This is a genomic window from Stenotrophomonas maltophilia, assembly GCF_039555535.1.
GTDB lineage: Bacteria > Pseudomonadota > Gammaproteobacteria > Xanthomonadales > Xanthomonadaceae > Stenotrophomonas > Stenotrophomonas maltophilia_Q.
On record NZ_CP154630.1, the window covers coordinates 616396 to 634326 of the forward strand.

Below are 17931 nucleotides of genomic sequence, written 5' to 3' on the forward strand. Positions count from 1 at the left end.
TAGCGGGTGACGGGGCACCATGCGAATGCGTATGGTTTTGCTGCGATGCAGCAGAATCCGCGAGGCCCTGCGTGTTGTTCACGGTGTGAGGGCAGTAGTGAAGGTGCCCCCGATGTATCCTGTTGCGCTGAGTCGGGCTGCCGGGTGCGGCCCACATGGATCATCAACAGGAGAACAGGTAGTGCCCACATGGCTTGTCACCGGCGGTGCCGGATTCATTGGCGGTAACTTTGTTCTCGAAGCGGTCGCCCGTGGCATCAAGGTCATCAACCTCGACGCACTGACCTATGCCGGCAACCTGACGACGCTGTCCAGCTTGGACGGCAACCCGCACCACGTGTTTGTGCAGGGTGACATCGGTGACAGCGCGCTGGTATCCCGCCTGCTGGCCGAACATCGGCCGGATGCGGTGCTGAACTTCGCTGCAGAAAGCCATGTGGACCGTTCGATCGATGGTCCTGGCGCCTTCATCCAGACCAACGTGGTTGGCACCCTGGGCCTGCTGGAAGCGGTACGTGACTACTGGAAGGCCCTGCCGGCCGAGCAGGGCGCGGCGTTTCGCTTCCTGCATGTGTCCACCGACGAGGTGTACGGCACCCTGGGTGAGACCGGCAAGTTCAGCGAAACCACCCCGTATGCGCCGAATTCGCCGTATTCGGCGTCCAAGGCCGCCTCCGACCACCTGGTGCGTGCGTTCCACCACACCTACGGGCTGCCGGTGCTGACCACCAACTGCTCCAACAATTACGGCCCGTACCATTTCCCCGAGAAGCTGATCCCGCTGGTGATCGCCAAGGCGTTGGCCGGCGAGCCGCTGCCGGTGTACGGCGATGGCAAGCAGGTGCGCGACTGGCTGTTCGTGTCCGACCACTGCGAGGCGATCCGTACCGTGCTGGCCAAGGGTCAGGTTGGCGAGACCTACAACGTCGGTGGCAACTCGGAAAAGCAGAACATCGAAGTGGTGCAGGCCATCTGCGCGCTTCTGGACCAGCGTCGCCCGCGTGAGGATGGCCAGCCGCGCAGCAGCCAGATCACCTACGTGGCCGACCGCCCGGGTCATGACCGCCGCTACGCGATCGATGCGTCGAAGCTGAAGAACGACCTGGGCTGGGAGCCGGCCTACACCTTCGAGCAGGGCATCACCTTCACCGTCGACTGGTACCTGGACAACCAGGCATGGGTCAACGGCGTGCTCGACGGCAGCTACCGTCTGCAGCGCATCGGCACTGCGGCCTGAACCCAGGAGACCTCATGACCCAGCGCAAGGGCATCATCCTCGCCGGTGGCTCCGGCACCCGGCTGTATCCGATCACCAAGGGCGTCAGCAAGCAGCTGCTGCCGGTATACGACAAGCCGATGATCTACTATCCGCTCAGCGTGCTGATGCTGGCGGGCATCCGCGAAGTGCTGATCATCAACACTCCCCATGAACAGGCTCTGTTCCAGCAGCTGCTGGGCGATGGCTCGCAATGGGGCATGGACATCCAGTACGCAGTGCAGCCCAGCCCCGATGGGCTGGCGCAGGCCTATCTGATCGGTCGCGACTTCGTGGCCGGCAAGCCGAGCTGCCTGGTGCTGGGAGACAACATCTTCCACGGGACCGGCCTGCGCGAGGTGCTCAGGCGTGCCGACCAGCGGGATGCAGGTGCCACGGTGTTCGGTTACTGGGTGAATGATCCGGAACGCTATGGCGTGGCCGAGTTCAACAAGGATGGCAGAGTGATCGATCTGGTCGAGAAGCCCGAGAATCCGCGTTCGAACTATGCTGTGACCGGCCTGTATTTCTATGATGGAAAAGCCAGCGAGTACGCGGCCGAGTTGAAGCCTTCGCCGCGCGGCGAGCTGGAAATCACCGATCTCAACAAGCGCTATCTGGCAGAGAGCAACCTGCACCTTGAAGCACTGGGTCGCGGCTACGCCTGGCTGGATACGGGTACCCATCAGTCGTTGCTGGAAGCCTCGAACTTCATCGAGACCATCCAGACCCGGCAGGGCCTGCAAGTGTGCTGCCCTGAAGAGATCGCCTTCGGGCAGGGCTGGATCGATGCGGCCAAGCTTGAGGAACTGGCTGCACCATTGAGCAAGAATGGCTATGGCCAGTATCTGGTCAAGCTGTTGCAGCGTGGTGTCGTGCCGTGAAAGTCATCGAGACGAGTCTGGCTGGATGCAAAGTGATCGAGCCGAACGTGTTCGGCGATGCCCGCGGATTTTTCTTTGAAACATGGAATGCCGACCGGTTCGCTGAGGCGGGGCTGGAGGGCGGCTTCGTACAAAGCAATGTTTCGTCGTCGAGCAAGGGCGTGCTGCGTGGCCTCCATTACCAGTGGCCGCGCCCGCAGGGCAAGCTGATCTCGGTGCTGCAGGGTGAAGTCTATGACGTCGCGGTGGACATCCGCCGCGGCTCGCCGACCTTCGGACGCTGGGAAGCGGTGATCCTGAGCGCCGAAAACAAGCGGCAGTTCTGGATTCCAGAAGGGTTCGCGCACGGCTTCGCTGTGCTTTCTGATACGGCGCTGTTCAACTATCTGTGCACCGATGTCTACGTAAAGGAGGCCGATGCTGGCGTACGCTGGAACGATGCCGATATCGCCGTGGATTGGCCGGTCAGTGCACCGACGTTGTCGGCCAAGGACGAGAACGCGCCGTTCCTGAAGGACATCGCTGAGGACCGCCTGCCGGTCTACACCCCATGACGGTGCTGGTCTTCGGCGGCAACGGCCAGGTCGGTCAGGAACTGCTGCGCGCTTTGGCACCACTGGGTACGGTGGTGCCAACCACGCGCAGTGGCCGGTTGCCAGATGGCCGTGCCTGCGAAACGGCCGATTTCAGCCAGCCCGACAGTCTGCCGGCGCTGCTGGACCGCCTGCAGCCGTCGATCGTGGTCAATGCTGCGGCCTACACGGCTGTGGATCGTGCCGAGCAGGACGCAGAGGCCGCCTTCGCTGCCAATGCGCAGGCGCCGGGTGTGATCGCACGATGGTGTGCGGCGCATGGCGTGCCGTTCGTGCATTACTCCACCGACTATGTGTTCGATGGTCAGGGTTCCGCGCCGTACCGCGAAGATGAGTCGACTGCACCGCTGGGTGTATATGGCACCAGCAAGCGAGATGGTGAGGATGCCGTACGCGCGGCCGGTGGCCGCCACCTGATCTTCCGCACGGCCTGGGTCTATGCCTCGCACGGCGCGAATTTCCTGCGCACCATGCTGCGCGTAGGTGCCGAGCGTGATGCGTTGCGGGTAGTGGCCGACCAGATCGGTACGCCGACCCCGGCCGCGCTGATCGCCGATGTTACCGCGCAGGCGCTGCAGCATCCGGATCAGCTGTCTGGTACCTGGCACCTTACCGCCAATGGCCAGACCAGCTGGCATGGGTTCGCCGAGGCGATCTTCGCCGAAGCGTTGGCCACCGGCGTACTGGTCAAGGTGCCGACCGTCGAGGCGATTCCCAGTTCCGAGTATCCGACCCCGGCCAAGCGTCCAGCCTGGTCGGTGCTGGACAACCGCAAGCTGCAGCAGGATTTCGGCATCGTGCTGCCGACCTGGCAGGACGGCCTGAAGCGGGTGATGGCGGAGATTGCCTGACCCGGTAGGCGACGTGCCGACCAACGGTCGGCACCCGCCCCGACCAACAGTCGGCACCCACCAGCGGGCGCCGCGTCAGTTGCGCCCGTACGTGTCCTCGAACCGCACGATGTCATCCTCGCCCAGGTAGCTGCCCGACTGCACTTCGATCAGCTCCAGTGGCAGCTTGCCGGGATTGCGCAGGCGATGGGTCACGCCCAGCGGGATGTAGGTGCTCTGGTTCTCGCTGAGCAGGATCACCTCGTTGCCGCGGGTCACCTCGGCGGTGCCGCTGACCACGATCCAGTGCTCGGCGCGGTGGTGATGCATCTGCAGGCTGAGCGTGCCGCCGGGCTTGACCGTGATCCGCTTGACCTGAAAGCGCTCGCCGTTGTCGATCGAGTCGTAGGCACCCCAGGGGCGGTACACCTTGCGGTGCCAGGTCGCCTCGCTGCGGCCTTCGGCCTTCAGCTTGGCCACCACGGTCTTGACCTCCTGCATGCGGTCAGCCTTGCCGACCAGCACCGCATCGTCGGTCTCGACCACGACCACATCATCCAGCCCGACCAGTGCGACCAGGCGCTGGGCATAGGCATAGGTGTTGCGGCAATCGATGGCGATCACATCACCCTGGTGGGCATTGCCGTCGCCATCCTGCTGCGAGACATCGCGCAGTGCGGTCCACGAGCCGACATCGTTCCAGCCGGCATCGAGCGGGATCACCACCGCGTCGGCGGTCTTTTCCATCACCGCGTAGTCGATCGAGTCCGAGGGCACGGCGGTGAAGGCGTCCTTGTCCAAGCGCGTGAAGTCCGCATCGCGGCGAGCCTGCTGCCAGGCCTGGCGGCTGCTGGCCAGCATTTCCGGCTGGAAGCGTTCCAGCTCCCGCAGATAGCGCGACGCCTTGAACAGGAACATGCCGCTGTTCCAGTAGTACTGACCGCTGCTGACGTAGCCGGTGGCGGTCTCCAGGTCGGGCTTCTCGACGAAACGTTCGACCGCGCGCACGCCCTGTCCATCAGCGGCCTTGATATAGCCATAACCGGTTTCCGGGCCGGTCGGGACGATGCCAAAGGTCACCAGCTTGCCGGCGTCGGCGGCACTTGCTGCGGCCTGCACTGCACTGCGGAAGGCCGCTTCGTCGGTGATCACATGGTCGGAGGGCAGCACCAGCAGCAGCGCGTCGGTACCGCCACGGGTGGCCTCCAGCGCGGCTACGGCAATCGCCGGCGCAGTGTTGCGGCCCACCGGTTCCAGGATGATCGCGGCCGCCTCGGCCCCGACCTGCTGCAGCTGTTCGGCGGCAACGAAGCGGTGTTCCTCGTTGGCAATCACCAGCGGACCACGCGCCGCCAGTGGGGCGACGCGTTGCCAGGTGGCCTGCAGCATCGTCAGCTCGCCGGCCAGTGGCAGGAACTGCTTCGGGTAGGCCTCGCGCGAAAGCGGCCACAGGCGGGTACCGGATCCGCCGGACAGGATGACGGGCTGGATGCTGCTCATGCGGGCCTCGGTTACTGCTGGATGAGACGGGAGAGTTCGTCGGTACGCGCCTGCATCAGCGACGCGTCACCACGCGCTTCGACGTTCAGGCGCAGCAGCGGCTCGGTATTGGAGCTGCGCAGGTTGAAGCGCCAGTTGCCGAAGTCGGCACTGATGCCGTCGGTGTGGTCCAGCCTGGGCGATTGCGCGGCGAAGTGTTCCATCACGCGCGCGACGGCGGCCTTGGCATCGGCCACCTTGAAGTTGATCTCGCCGCTGCACGGGTAGGCTGCCATGCGGTCTTCGACCCAGTCGGCCAGCGAACGGCCGCTCCCGGAAACCAGCTGGGCGATCAGCAGCCACGGGATCATGCCCGAGTCGGCATAGGCGAACTCGCGGAAATAGTGGTGCGCGCTCATCTCGCCGCCGTACACCGCGTCTTCGGCACGCATCTTTTCCTTGATGAAGGCGTGGCCGCTCTTGCACTGCACTGGCACGCCACCGGCCTGCTCGACCATGTCCACGGTGTTCCAGACCAGGCGCGGGTCATGCACGATCTTGCCGCCGGGATGGCGCGCCAGGATCGCCTTGGCCAGCAGGCCGACCAGGTAGTAGCCCTCGATGAAGCGGCCGCTGTGGTCGAAGAAGAAGCAGCGATCGAAGTCACCGTCCCACGCGATGCCGAAATCGGCGCCATGTTCGCGTACGGCGTCGGCGGTGGCGGCGCGGTTCTCCGGCAGCAGCGGATTGGGAATGCCATTGGGGAAGCTGCCGTCCGGCTCGTGGCAGATGCGGATGAACTCGAACGGCAGGTGCGGTGCCAACAGGTCAACGATGGCGCCGGCGCCGCCATTGCCCGCATTGACCACCAGCTTCAGCGGCTTCAGCTTGCCGGCATCGACATAGCTCAGCAGGTGCTGGATGTAGGCGCTCTTGTCATGCTGGGCGACCTGGCCGGCACGCGGCGGCTGGGCCTCGGCGGTGTCGGCGGCCACTGCATCGGAAATCGCGAACAGGCCGGTATCGGAGCTGATCGGCCGTGCGTTTTCCTTGACCAGCTTCATGCCGTTGTAATCCATCGGGTTGTGGCTGGCGGTGACCATCACGCCGCCGGCTGCGTTCAGGTGGTCGGTCTGGAAATAGACTTCCTCGGTGCCGCACAGGCCGATGTCGATCACTTCCCGCCCGGTACCGCGCAGGCCGGCCGCCAGCGCGTCCTGCAGCGCCGGGCTGGTCAGGCGCACGTCGTGGCCTAGGACCACCGGGCCCGGCGCGAGCTGCGCAGCCAGGGCCACGCCGATGCGGCGAGCCAGGTCTTCGTTCAGTTCCTCGGGCACGCGGCCACGGATGTCATAGGCCTTGAAGGCGGGCAGGGGCATCGAAGCAGTCCATCCGGATAGAGAAACCTGATTATAGCGGGAGGGTCTGCAAACGGCCGGTGAGTCAGGGACGCCCGGCGGGTAGCGCCGACATGGAAGTGGGGCGGGCCGATTCCCCGTCGATGGGCCATGGCCAGCAGGCAGTTCGCATACAATTGCGCGCTGACGACCGAGGACATGGCCCGCGTGGCCATCGCCGATTGGCCTGCTGTTCCAGAAGGATCGAGGTTTGCTTTGAAATTCACTCACGATCAGAAACGCGTGCTGGTGACCGGTGGCGCGGGCTTCCTCGGGTCGCATCTGTGCGATCGGCTCATCGCGGGCGGCCATGACGTCCTCTGCGTGGACAACTTCTACACCGGTAGCAAGGCGAACGTGGATGGGCTGCTGGGCCACCCACGGTTCGAGCTCATGCGCCATGACGTGACGTTCCCGCTCTATGTGGAAGTGGACCGGATCTTCAACCTGGCCTGCCCGGCGTCACCGATCCACTATCAGCAGGACCCGGTGCAGACCACCAAGACCAGCGTGCATGGCGCGATCAACATGCTCGGCCTGGCCAAGCGTCTGCGCGCGCGCATCCTGCAGGCCAGCACCAGTGAGGTGTACGGCGATCCGGAAATCCATCCGCAGGTAGAAGGCTACTGGGGCCGGGTCAACCCGATCGGCATCCGCAGCTGCTATGACGAGGGCAAGCGTTGCGCCGAAACGCTGTTCTTCGACTACTGGCGCCAGCACCAGCTGGAGATCAAGGTCATGCGCATCTTCAACACGTATGGCCCGCGCATGCATCCCAATGATGGCCGGGTGGTCAGCAACTTCATCGTGCAGGGGCTGAAGGGCGAGCCGATCACCATCTATGGTGATGGCAGCCAGACGCGCAGCTTCTGCTATGTCGATGACCTGATCGAAGGCATGTTGCGGCTGATGGACTCGCCAGCTGATCTCACCGGTCCGATCAATATCGGCAATCCGTCCGAGTACACCATGCTGGAACTGGCCGAGACCGTGCTCCGCCTCGTCGGTGGCAGGTCGAAGATCGAGTACCGCCCGCTGCCCTTGGATGATCCACGCCAACGCCAGCCGGATATCAGCCTGGCCAAAGCGGATCTGGGCTGGGAGCCCAAGGTCGGCCTGGAGGACGGCCTGAAGGAGACCATCGCCTATTTCCGCCATCGCTTGCAGGCCTGAGGTGGCGACGATGCGCAAGATCGTGGTGATGCCGGTCTACGAGGATCTGGAAGCCTCCTCGAAGCTGTTTGTCGAGCTCGCCCGCACCCAGGGCCCGGACACCTATGTGGTGGCCGTGGACGACGGCTCGGTGCGGCAGCCATTGCCGATCAGCGCCATTGAGGCTTCGGGGTTGGAGGGCGTGGTGATCCGCCTGCGTCGCAATGTCGGGCATCAGCGTGCGATCGCCATCGGCCTGGGCTATGTGGCCGAACACTTCGATGGCAATGACATTGTCGTGGTGATGGATTCCGATGGCGAGGATACGCCGGAGAGCATCACCGAACTGGTGGCGGGCCTGGATTCGGCCGATGTCGACGTGGTGGTGGCCAGTCGTCGCAGCCGGGTCGAATCGCTGAAGTTCAAGTCGTTCTACATTGTCTACAAGCTGCTGTTCTCGCTGCTCAGCGGGCGCCAGATCAGCTTCGGCAACTTCATGGCGGCGAAGATGCCGGCGGTGCGCCGGTTGGCATCGATGCAGGAGCTGTGGATCCACGTTGCAGCCTGCGTACTGGGCTCTAAGCTGCGCGTGCAGACCTGTGCGCTGGATCGTGGTCCGCGCTATGCCGGCCGCAGCAAGATGAACTTCGTCGGCCTTGCCCTGCACGGATTCCGTGCACTGATGGTGTTTGCCGAGGATGTGCTGGTACGCGTGGGCATCGCCTGCACCATGGTGGCGGCACTGTCGATCATCGGCGGCATCGTCGCCACCGGGCTGAAGATGCTGGGCTTTGCATCGCAGGGCTGGTTCTCGCTGGCATTCGGCATCCTGGTGCTGGTGTTCCTGCAGACCGCGGCACTGACGCTGATCATCCTGATGTTGTCGGGGATGATGCGCGGCGGTGGTGTCATGAGCGTGGGCAGCTATCGCGAGTTCGTCGACGAGGTCCTGCATGCCGGCCGCCGCAGTGGCTAAGGATGCGCTGGGCGGACAGGCCGTCCGCTACGTGATCAATGGCCTGCTCGCCACCGCAGTGCACTATGGAGTGCTGCACTTCAACATTGAGGTGCTGCACATCCCGTTGGCCGCGGTGGCCAATGCGATTGCAGCGGTCTTCGGCATCACCGTATCGTTCCTCGGCAGCCGCTACTTCGTTTTCCATGGCAGGCAGGGCAGCCTGGCGCGGCAGGGCTCGCTGTTCCTGCTGATCTACGCGGCGATCGCCGTGCTGCATGCGCTGGTGATGTACGTCTGGGCCGATCGATGGGGTCTGGACTATCGCATCGGATTCGTATTGGCCACGGGGATGCAGATGGCTTTCAGCTTCGTTGCCAACAAATTCCTGGTGTTCAAATGAACAAGTATCTGCGTGCCGCGCTGGCAACCCTGGCGTTCATTGCCACCCTGCTGCTGGTCTACTACGTCCACATGCGCCAGTTCCGCGTGAACGTGGTGCTGTATGCCAGCATCCTCGACGCGGTGATCGCCGTGGTGGTGGTGTTTGCGGGCCTGTACGCGTTGAAGTGGTTCAGGGATTTCAGCCGCCTCGAGCTGATCCAGCTGGCCGCCATCTGGCTGCTGGGAGGCTACGTGTTCGCGATTTCGGTCCCGACCGTCATCGATCGTTCGCTGTCCTTCTACATCCTGGAGAAGCTGCAGCAGCGTGGTGGCGGCATCCGCGAGGATGCCTTCCGGCAGGTCTTCATCGAAGAGTACGTCCCCGAGCACCACCTGGTGGAAGTGCGCCTGACCGAGCAGCTGCAGTCTGGAACCGTGCAGATCCATGATGGTTGTGTGCGGTTGACCGCGCGCGGCGAGCGCCTCGCATCGTTTGGCCGCTTCTACCGGCAGAACCTGCTGCCGACCCATCGCCTGCTGATGGGGGAGTACACCGATGCGCTCACTGATCCTTTCCGCGACAGCCGGATGCCGTCCGACTACCGTTGCCAATAGCCCGGGTGCTGCTGGCGCATTGGTTTTTCCGTTGGTTCCTTGAAACGTTTCATGGATGACATGACCTCCACCTCTCCCCCCCCGCGTACTCCGCGCCGAGACCTGGCGATTGCCGGGGCCCTGGCGCTGCTGTTGGCCGCTTCCCTCGTATCGGTCGCCAAGCGATCTGACTATCAGACATCGTTGCTGCGCCAGGCCTTCGCTGAGGACGCGGGATTCGAGGCATCCGTACCACGCGAGGTGGTGGATGCACGTGGTCTGGTGCGCGCGCAGCCGATCGCTCCCTCGCTGCTTTCACTCGGGCAGGGGCTGAAGGACGACCCATTGATCCAGCAACGCATGTGGGAGGCGCTGTATCCGGTCCGGTTCAGCGATACCGATACCCCGCAGCGCCTGCTGAGGGCCGGTGATCCGTTGGTTGACCAGTGCCACGTCCAGGGGAGGAGCGGAGATGTCGTTCTTGCCGACTGCCGCTGAACCAGGGCGCCGTGCGGCGCTGGCCATGCTGGTCTCCATTCTTCTCTGCTACGGCCTGGCCGCCGTGGGCCTGATGGGCTGGCCGGTGCAGGTGGCATTTGGCGCGGTCGTGCTCAGCGCGCTGCTCGCCCTGCCGGCTGTGCGTGACCTGCGTACCGCCCCTCTGGTCCTGGCCGTGCTGGTGCTGGTGTTGATCGCACTGGGAAGCCCCAGCGATGGCTGGGACCCGCGTTCAATCTGGCTCTTCCATGCCAAGCGGATCTACCTGGAGGGCACGTTGTACGCCCAGCTGGATGATTACGCGCCGTGGAGCCACAACGACTATCCTGCACTGGTTCCGTTGTTGATGGCCTGTGCAGCAGGTTTGGCTGGGCACTGGAACGAGCTGCTGCCCAAGGCGGTGGCACCGCTGCTGCTGCTGCCGGCACTGCTGCTGATCGCCCCGAGTTTCCGCTCGCGCTGGTGCGGCGTGCTGTTCGCAGTGCTGCTGCTGCGCCTGGCGCGCGACATGCTGATCAACGGCTACATGGATCCGCTGGTGGCGGTCTACGCCGTCGCTGCCGTGGCGACAGCGATGCGCCACCGCATGTCCGGGAAGCACGGTGGTAGTCGCGAGCTGGTCGCATTCATGTTGCTGGTGGCCGTGCTGTCGATGTTGAAGAACGAGGGGGCCGTGCTTGCGGCCCTGTTGACGGCCGTGGTGCTGGGCGAAGGTGTGCTGCGTGAGCGTCGCCTGGGCTGGCACATCCTCCTGGCCGCGGTTGTGGCCCTGCTGCCACTGCTGGCATGGAAGCTGGCCGTCGGGCAGGCAGGGGTTGGCAATGACCTGGCGGGAAGCGACATGAAGGTGCAGCTGCTGGCGCGGCTTGGCAGCGAGGGCAGTACCCTGCCGATCGTCGGGCGCCTGCTGCTGGATGTCTGGGTGCTGGTGCCGCTGCTGGTGCTGGCGGTGCTCTGGCGCCCGGTGCTGCGGGTTCCGGCGGCATCGGTTGCCGTGCTGGCGGCGCTGGCGTATGCAACGCTGCTGTTCCTGGTCTACCTGGGAACACCACATGACCTGGACTGGCACCTGCGCAGCAGCGTCGACCGTGTCCGCATGCCGGTGACACTGCTGCTGGGGTTTGCAGTGCTGCTGGCACTGGAACATCGCGCCACGGCGAAGATGCCGCGCGCGCGTTGAGCCGGAACGCGCCGCGGCGTCATGCTGCGGCGCATCCCAGCGGTAGGCAGGTGTAGCGCTAGAATGCGCTCATTCTTCCCGTGTGGGGCTGTAGAAATGGAACACGTGACTTCCACCGGCAAGCGCGGCAAGCGCTTCGCCAGTGCGGCGCAGGCGCTGGAGGGCGTGGTCGCCGATGGCCAGACCCTGGCCGTGGGCGGCTTCGGCCTGTGCGGCATTCCCGAGGCGCTGATCGCCGCGCTGCGTGACAGCGGGGCCAAGGGCCTGACGGTGATCTCCAACAACGCCGGTGTCGATGGCTTCGGCCTTGGCCAGCTGCTGGAGACGCGCCAGATCAGGAAGATGATTTCGTCCTACGTGGGCGAGAACAAGGAGTTCGAGCGGCAGTTCCTGGCTGGCGAACTGGAGCTCGAATTCAATCCGCAGGGCACCCTTGCCGAGCGCCTGCGTGCTGGCGGTGCAGGCATTCCTGCGTTCTTCACTGCCACCGGCTACGGCACGGTGGTGGCCGAAGGCAAGGAGACGCGCGAGTTCGACGGCAAGCACTACGTGATGGAAACCGCCCTGCGCGCCGACGTGGCGCTGGTCAAGGCGTGGAAGGCCGACGAAGCTGGCAACCTGGTGTTCCGCAAGACCGCGCGCAACTTCAACCCGGCCTGCGCGATGGCCGGCAAGGTCTGCATTGCGGAGGTCGAGGAGGTCGTGCCGGTGGGCGCCATCGATCCGGACCAGGTGCACCTGCCGGGTATCTACGTGCACCGTATCGTGCACAACGCACACCCTGAAAAACGCATCGAGCAGCGCACCGTCCGCGCGGAGGGCAACTGACATGGCATGGACCCGCGATGAGATGGCGGCACGTGCCGCCCGCGAACTGACCGATGGTGCCTACGTGAACCTGGGCATCGGCCTGCCGACCCTGGTCGCCAACCACATTCCCGAAGGCGTGGACGTGTGGCTGCAGTCGGAAAATGGCCTGCTGGGCATCGGCCCGTTCCCGACCGACGCTGAAGTCGACGCGGACCTGATCAATGCCGGCAAGCAGACCGTGACTGCACGCGCCGGTGCCAGCTATTTCGGCAGCCATGACAGCTTCGCGATGATCCGTGGCGGCCACGTCAACCTGGCCATTCTCGGCGCCATGCAGGTCACCGACAAGGGTGACCTGGCCAACTGGATGGTGCCCGGCAAGATGGTCAAGGGCATGGGCGGCGCGATGGACCTGGTGGCCGGCGTGCAGCGCGTGGTGGTGCTGATGGAGCACACCGCCAAGAATGGCGAGCACAAGATCCTGGCCGAATGCACGCTGCCGCTGACCGGCGTCGGCGTAGTTGATCGCATCATCACCGACCTGGCCGTATTCGACGTTACCGACGAGGGGCTGCTGCTGGTGGAAGCGGCACCGGGTGTCGGCGATGACGAACTGAAGGAAAAGACCGGCGTCGCGTTCCAGCGTGCCTGATGTTCCGGGGGCGGCCAAGCGCCGCCCTGTTCCTTGAGGGGCCGCCATGTTGTTCCTCCACGATCTGCCCGATGCGGACGTCCAGCACTTGCCGGGCTGGCTGGCTGCGGCCGACGCCGACCGGCTGATGGCCGCGCTGCAGGCCGAAGTGCCATGGGAGGTACATCGCATCCGCATGTTCGGCAACTGGGTGGAGTCGCCGCGGCTGAGCTGCTGGATCGGCGACCCGCAGGCCCGCTACCGTTACTCCGGTGCCGAGTTCGTGCCGTACTCATGGCCGCCCGTGCTGCAGGCCGTGCGTGAGCAGCTGCAGGACGGGAACATCGGTCGTTTCAACAGCGTGCTGCTGAACCGCTATCGGGATGGGGGAGATCACATGGGATGGCACAGTGACGATGAGCCGGAGCTGGGGCCGGCACCGGTGATTGCTTCGGTGAGCCTTGGTGCTGCGCGCCGCTTCCTGCTGCGACGGCGCGATGAGCCGGCGCGCAGGACCGAGTTCGTCCTGGGCCACGGAGACCTGTTGTTGATGGGCGGGCAGACCCAGCGCTCCTACCAGCACGCGCTCCCGAAGATGGCGCGGGTTCGCGGGGAGCGGATCAACCTGACGTTCCGCTGGATTCATTCACGCACGGCGGGCGCGCGTACCGGAGCCTAGCGCCGGACCAGATCGATGGCGGCGGTCAACAGGCCACGCCCGAAGTAGCCGTAGTTGCCGGAGAACACCTCTGCCATCACCGCGGGAATGCGGCGAAGGCGTGCAGGGCCCATCCCTGTGCGTACCGTCAAGTGCCGCTGCTTCCGTTCAATCCACTCCAGGCGCGATCCGGGCAGGCCCAGCGCGCGTGCGCGGGCCAGCAGCTGCTCGCACTGCAGTCGTTCGATCTCCAATTGGCGTTCCCGCCTCACCTCGCGCGAGACGCCATCCTGGTCGCCAAGCCCCACCTGGTTGTTGCCGTGCAGGCGGTAGCCGATCAACGGCTCGGGTAAGCTGTCGATCTCCCCTCGCATGGCCGCCAGCGTGCTGATCCAGGCGTCGTGGACCCAGCCCGAAGCAGGAAGAGGCAATGCATCGTCCAGAACCTGGCGACGCAGCGCCATTGCCGCCCCTGTCATCAGCGGACGCTTGAGCAGCAGCTCGAAACCGTGGCCTGCATGCATCCGCACATGCTCCGAAGGCCGGTACCCCAACGCGGAAAACAACCGTTTGGACAACATCCGGCCGGATCCGTCGATCAGTTGCGCATCGCTGTGCAGTGCCAGCAGCTCAGGGCGGGCATCGAACTCGGTGCAGAAACGTTGCAGCTTGTCCGGGTACCAGAGGTCATCCTGGTCGCACAGGAAAATGAGGTCGCCGGTACAGGCGCGGAGCGCGCCGTCGAAGTTCTGCCGATAGCCGACGTTGCGGGCATTCACCTGCAGGTCCACCGCGATGCCCAGGGCCTCTGCACGAGGCACGAACGAACGCAGCAATGCCAGGGTACCGTCGGAGGACGCATCGTCACGGATCACGAGCTGATCCGGATGGCGTGTCTGCGCCAGCAGGCTGTCCAGCTGCTCCTGCAGGAAGCGCTCGCCGTTGTAGGTGCAGACGGCGATGGAAACGGATGAGGTCATCGGGAGACGGTGCAGCCAGGTGCAGCCAGGATGCGTCGAGTATCGCATGCCTCCATCGAGACCCTCCCGCCCTCCGTGGCGCGCACGCCGGCCATTGATCAGTGCAGGGCGCCCGGCTGATCGTTCTGCCCGCTGACCAGCGTCCACCCCACCATGTCCTGCGCCAGCTGCTGCAGGCCACGCTCGAACGCGGCGGTCACGGCCGGCACATCGGTGCTGCCGACCGGCTGGGCCTGGCGGAACGTGCGGTCGGCCACCACGCGCTGGTCGGCGACGTGGATCAGCTTGGCGTTGACCTCGATCACCACCGTCGGCGTGGCCTGGCCCTGGTAGTCCGACTCGAAGCGGCGTACGTCGGTGGACAGCTTGTAGTCGGCGCGGATGCCGGCGGTGCTGCGCGCCACGCCGCGGATGCGGCCGGAGTCTTCGAAGCCACGCAGCAGGGTGTCCTCGATCATGTCGGTGGCCGGTTGCGCCCAGCTGGCGCCCTTGTAGATCTCCAGCTGCGACGGGGTCGGCCGCACGTTGATGCGTGGGCTGTCGACCATGCGCGCGGCGCTGGGCTTGGCCAGTACCAGCTGCCAGCTGGCCTGCGGCCACGCCGGATCGGCCTTCACCTGCACGGCGGGCGAGTACAGCGTCACTGCGGTTTTCTCGCTGCTGCCAAGGATGGAGCAGCCGCCCAGCAGGGTGGCCAGCGAAGCGGCCAGCAGCAGGCGCGGAAGGGGCATCGGGCTCATTTGGGTTCGAACTCCTTCGGTGCGTCGCGGCCCAGCAGATAGCGCGCGGGGTTGTTCTCGAGGCGGTCGCTGACCCGGCGCAGGTCGCGGATCAGGCCGCGCAGTTCGGTCAGCGTCGGGCCCAGCTGGCCGAGGCCATCGTTGGCGAAGCTGTTGATCGCGGCGCGGTTCTCGCCCAGGATCGAATCGGCGTTGCCGGCGGCCGAGTCGAGCTTGGCCAGGGTGCCGTCCAGCTTGTCGATGATGCCCGGCAGCTGCTGCACCAGGTTCTTGTCCAGGCGCTCGATCGTACCGTTGGTGGTCTTAAGGGTGGTGTCCAGGCTGCGGGCGGCGTCGCGCGCGCTGAGCAGCAGCGCCTGGGTACCCTGGTCGCGGTCGGCCAGGCCGCCGCTGATCGTCTCCAGGTTGGCCAGCGTCGCATTGATCGAGGCCACGTTGCGGTCGCTGAGGATCTGGTCCATGCGCTCGACGATGCGATTGGCGACGTCGGTGATGTTCTGCAGCGCCGACGGTGTGGTCGGGATGATCGGGGCCGGATCCTTGTTGACCGTGGTCAGCGCCGGTGACTGCGGCGTGCCGCCGCTGAGCTGGATGATCGATGGGCCGGTCAGGCTGGTGATCGCCAGCTTGGCACGGGTATCGGTCTTGACCGGGGTGGTCGAGTTCAGACGGATGCGTGCGACCACTTGGCGCGGGTCGTCCGGCACCAGGTTCAGTTCGATGATCGAACCGACCGCGATGCCGTTGTACTGCACCGGGCTGCCCACCGACAGGCCGGTCACCGCCTCACGGAACACCACGCGGTATTCCTGCCAGGTACGGTCGGAGGAGTACTTGGCCGCCCACAGGCCGAAGGCCAGCAGGGCCAGGCCGGTGATCAGGGTGAACGCGCCGATCAGCACGTAGTTGGCTTTGGTTTCCATGGCTCAGGCACTCTCGATCTGTTCGCCGCGCGCGGCACGCGCACGCGGTCCGTGGAAGTATTCCTGGATCCACGGATGATCCAGTTTCTCGATGTCCGGCAGCGGCGCGTTGGCCACCACCTTGCGGTCGGCGATCACCGCCACCCGGTCGCAGATCGCGTACAGCGTGTCCAGGTCGTGGGTGATCAGGAACACGGTCAGCCCCAGCGCTTCCTGCAGGGTCTTGATCAGGCGGTCAAATGCCGCCGCACCAATCGGGTCGAGGCCGGCGGTGGGTTCATCCAGGAACAGCAGGGGCGGGTCCAGCGCCAGCGCCCGGGCCAGGCCCGCACGCTTGCGCATGCCGCCGGACAACTGCGATGGCAGCTTGTTGATCGCATCGGCGGGCAGGCCGGCCAGCTTCACCTTCAGCAGCGCGAGCTCGTAGTGCCAGCGCTCGGGCAATTCGCGGTGGTGTTCCTTCAAGGGCACCTGCACGTTCTCGCCCACGGTCAGCGAAGAAAACAGGGCGCCATCCTGGAACAGCACGCCGGTGTTGCGTTCGATGTGCAGTCGGCTCTCGGCATCGTCGGCACGCGCATCGCGGCCGAGCACTTCGATCTGTCCGGCGTCGGGCGTGCGCAGGCCGAGGATCGAACGCATCAGCACCGACTTGCCGGTGCCCGAGCCACCGACCACGCCCAGGATCTCGCCGCGGCGCACGTCCAGGTCCAGGTCTTCATGCACGGTCTGGCTGCCGAAGCGGTTGACCAGCCCGCGCACGCGGATGGCCAGGTCGTGGCCTTCGCCGTCCTGCATGGGGATTTCTTCGGGAGTCGTATGCGTGCTCATGTCACCAGTCCATGTGCATGAACCACAACGCCGCGAAGGCATCGATGATGATCACCAGCGAGATGGTCTGCACCACGCTGGAGGTGGTGCGTTCACCGACCGACTGCGCCGTGCCTTCCACCTTCAGGCCTTCCAGGCAGCCGATCAGGCCGATCACCAGTGCGAACACCGGGGCCTTGGACAGGCCGACCAGCATGTGCCGCACTTCCATGGTTTCGTGCATGCGCGCGATGTACATCTGCGGCGGGATGTCTAGGTCGAACGCGCCGACGGTGATACCGCCGGCCAGGCCGGCAACCATCGCGATGAAGGTCAGCAGGGGCAGGGTGACCAGCAGCGCCATCAACCGTGGCAGCACCAGCAGGTCGATCGGGTCCAGGCCCAGCGTGCGCATGGCATCGATTTCCTCGCGCGCCTTCATCGCACCGATCTGCGCGGTGAACGCACTGGCGGTGCGGCCGGCCAGCACGATCGCGGTCAGCAGTACCGCGAACTCGCGCAGGAAGGCGATGTTGACCAGCTCGACCACGTAGATCTCGGCGCCGAAGTCGCGCAGGATGGTCGAGCCGAGGAAGGCGATCACCGCACCGACCAGGTACGACAGCAGCGCCACCAGCGGTACTGCGTCCAGCCCGACCTGCTCCATCTGGTGCACGGTGGCGGTCAGTCGGAAGCGACGGGGCTCCTTGACCAGCCGGGCTGCCTTGACCAGGTTTTCGCCCAGGAAACTGCACAGCGCCTTGATATTGTGGCCAGTGGCATGGACGCTGACACCGAGCCGTTCCAGCGCGGCCAGCACGCCGAAATCGCGCTTGGGCCTGGGCCGGTCGTCGGCCACTTCCTCGATGGTGCAGACCAGCGCCTGGTGATCCGGGCGGAACTGCAACGCGTCCTCGCCGAGATCGGCGCGATGGGCCACCCGCAGCACCTGCAGCACGCCGGCCGAATCCATCTTCTCGATGCCGGTGGCGTCGATGCCGGTCAGTGTGTCGGGAACGCCGCGCAGGACTTCGGCCGCGGCCAGCGCGGTCTTCAAGGTCCAGGTGCCGGACAGGCGGATCAGGCCCGGGTCATGGGCGTCCTGTTCGAGCTGGGGGGCGTGGTTCGGGGTCACTTGGGCCATTCGGGTCGCAGCATAACCGTTCTGTCTGGGGCAT

The 17931-nt window shown here is 65.3% G+C and carries 20 protein-coding genes; 13 read left to right on the forward strand and 7 right to left on the reverse strand.

Annotated elements, in window-relative coordinates; translation table 11 throughout:
* Positions 1-181: 181 nt before the first annotated feature.
* Genes rfbB through rfbD form a run of 4 tightly spaced genes read left to right on the forward strand, consistent with a single transcriptional unit; the run spans position 182 to position 3583 of the window.
* Positions 182-1237, forward strand: coding sequence for a dTDP-glucose 4,6-dehydratase (gene rfbB / locus AASM09_RS02765; protein WP_049427939.1), 1056 nt, complete (start codon positions 182-184; stop codon positions 1235-1237).
* Between the two features lie 14 nt (positions 1238-1251).
* Entirely contained in the window at positions 1252-2139 is an 888-nt protein-coding gene (rfbA, locus tag AASM09_RS02770; RefSeq protein ID WP_049427937.1) for a glucose-1-phosphate thymidylyltransferase RfbA, read from the forward strand.
* The gene (gene rfbC / locus AASM09_RS02775) at positions 2136-2693 is read left to right on the forward strand and encodes a dTDP-4-dehydrorhamnose 3,5-epimerase (protein WP_049427936.1); all 558 of its coding nucleotides are present in this window, start codon (positions 2136-2138) and stop codon (positions 2691-2693) included. The genes rfbA and rfbC overlap by 4 nt, the downstream gene beginning before the upstream one ends.
* Positions 2690-3583 (forward strand): dTDP-4-dehydrorhamnose reductase, encoded by an 894-nt coding sequence (rfbD, locus tag AASM09_RS02780; RefSeq protein ID WP_049427935.1) that lies wholly within the window; start codon positions 2690-2692, stop codon positions 3581-3583. The genes rfbC and rfbD overlap by 4 nt, the downstream gene beginning before the upstream one ends.
* A 75-nt stretch (positions 3584-3658) precedes the next feature.
* Here rfbD and AASM09_RS02785 read toward each other — a convergent pair whose 3' ends face one another.
* Together AASM09_RS02785 and AASM09_RS02790 are read right to left on the reverse strand one after the other, a co-directional pair.
* A complete protein-coding gene (locus tag AASM09_RS02785) occupies positions 3659-5062 on the reverse strand; it encodes a mannose-1-phosphate guanylyltransferase/mannose-6-phosphate isomerase (protein WP_049427934.1) in 1404 nt (467 codons plus the stop codon).
* Between the two features lie 11 nt (positions 5063-5073).
* Complete coding sequence (locus AASM09_RS02790) at positions 5074-6420, reverse strand: phosphomannomutase/phosphoglucomutase (protein ID WP_049427933.1); 1347 nt, start codon at positions 6418-6420, stop codon at positions 5074-5076.
* Positions 6421-6654: 234 nt separating this feature from the next.
* On the opposite strand from AASM09_RS02790, the gene AASM09_RS02795 reads away from it, so the two are divergent.
* From AASM09_RS02795 to AASM09_RS02835, 9 genes are all read left to right on the forward strand, one after another.
* On the forward strand, positions 6655-7611 hold the full coding sequence (locus tag AASM09_RS02795) for a UDP-glucuronic acid decarboxylase family protein (RefSeq protein WP_049427977.1): 957 nt from the start codon (positions 6655-6657) through the stop codon (positions 7609-7611).
* A 10-nt stretch (positions 7612-7621) separates the two neighbouring features.
* Entirely contained in the window at positions 7622-8566 is a 945-nt protein-coding gene (locus AASM09_RS02800; protein WP_005412175.1) for a glycosyltransferase, read from the forward strand.
* On the forward strand, positions 8544-8948 hold the full coding sequence (locus AASM09_RS02805; RefSeq protein ID WP_049427932.1) for a GtrA family protein: 405 nt from the start codon (positions 8544-8546) through the stop codon (positions 8946-8948). Before AASM09_RS02800 ends, AASM09_RS02805 begins: the two co-directional genes overlap by 23 nt.
* Positions 8945-9544 (forward strand): hypothetical protein, encoded by a 600-nt coding sequence (locus AASM09_RS02810; protein ID WP_049427931.1) that lies wholly within the window; start codon positions 8945-8947, stop codon positions 9542-9544. Before AASM09_RS02805 ends, AASM09_RS02810 begins: the two co-directional genes overlap by 4 nt.
* A 51-nt stretch (positions 9545-9595) precedes the next feature.
* Positions 9596-10021, forward strand: a complete 426-nt coding sequence (locus AASM09_RS02815) for a hypothetical protein (RefSeq protein ID WP_049427930.1) — start codon at positions 9596-9598, stop codon at positions 10019-10021.
* Positions 9996-11201 carry a hypothetical protein gene (locus tag AASM09_RS02820; RefSeq protein ID WP_049427927.1) on the forward strand — a complete coding sequence of 402 codons (1206 nt, stop codon included), beginning with the start codon at positions 9996-9998 and terminating at the stop codon, positions 11199-11201. Before AASM09_RS02815 ends, AASM09_RS02820 begins: the two co-directional genes overlap by 26 nt.
* Before the next feature lie 96 nt (positions 11202-11297).
* Positions 11298-12029 (forward strand): CoA transferase subunit A, encoded by a 732-nt coding sequence (locus tag AASM09_RS02825; RefSeq protein WP_049427926.1) that lies wholly within the window; start codon positions 11298-11300, stop codon positions 12027-12029.
* Position 12030: 1 nt separating this feature from the next.
* A complete protein-coding gene (locus AASM09_RS02830; protein ID WP_049427924.1) occupies positions 12031-12663 on the forward strand; it encodes a CoA transferase subunit B in 633 nt (210 codons plus the stop codon).
* 46 nt (positions 12664-12709) lie between these two features.
* A complete protein-coding gene (locus tag AASM09_RS02835; protein WP_049427922.1) occupies positions 12710-13321 on the forward strand; it encodes an alpha-ketoglutarate-dependent dioxygenase AlkB family protein in 612 nt (203 codons plus the stop codon).
* On the opposite strand, the gene AASM09_RS02840 is transcribed toward AASM09_RS02835, so the two are convergent.
* From AASM09_RS02840 to AASM09_RS02860, 5 genes are all read right to left on the reverse strand, one after another.
* Positions 13318-14280 (reverse strand): glycosyltransferase family 2 protein, encoded by a 963-nt coding sequence (locus tag AASM09_RS02840; protein ID WP_049427920.1) that lies wholly within the window; start codon positions 14278-14280, stop codon positions 13318-13320. The genes AASM09_RS02835 and AASM09_RS02840 overlap by 4 nt on opposite strands.
* A 98-nt stretch (positions 14281-14378) precedes the next feature.
* Positions 14379-15020 carry an ABC-type transport auxiliary lipoprotein family protein gene (locus tag AASM09_RS02845; protein WP_049427918.1) on the reverse strand — a complete coding sequence of 214 codons (642 nt, stop codon included), beginning with the start codon at positions 15018-15020 and terminating at the stop codon, positions 14379-14381.
* The gene (locus tag AASM09_RS02850) at positions 15017-15943 is read right to left on the reverse strand and encodes an MlaD family protein (protein ID WP_033835489.1); all 927 of its coding nucleotides are present in this window, start codon (positions 15941-15943) and stop codon (positions 15017-15019) included. The genes AASM09_RS02845 and AASM09_RS02850 overlap by 4 nt, the downstream gene beginning before the upstream one ends.
* Positions 15944-15946: 3 nt before the next feature.
* Positions 15947-16774, reverse strand: coding sequence for an ABC transporter ATP-binding protein (locus tag AASM09_RS02855; protein ID WP_049427916.1), 828 nt, complete (start codon positions 16772-16774; stop codon positions 15947-15949).
* Position 16775: 1 nt separating this feature from the next.
* Positions 16776-17897: an ABC transporter permease gene (locus tag AASM09_RS02860; RefSeq protein WP_049427915.1), complete on the reverse strand. Its 1122-nt coding sequence runs from the start codon at positions 17895-17897 to the stop codon at positions 16776-16778.
* Positions 17898-17931: the final 34 nt, after the last annotated feature.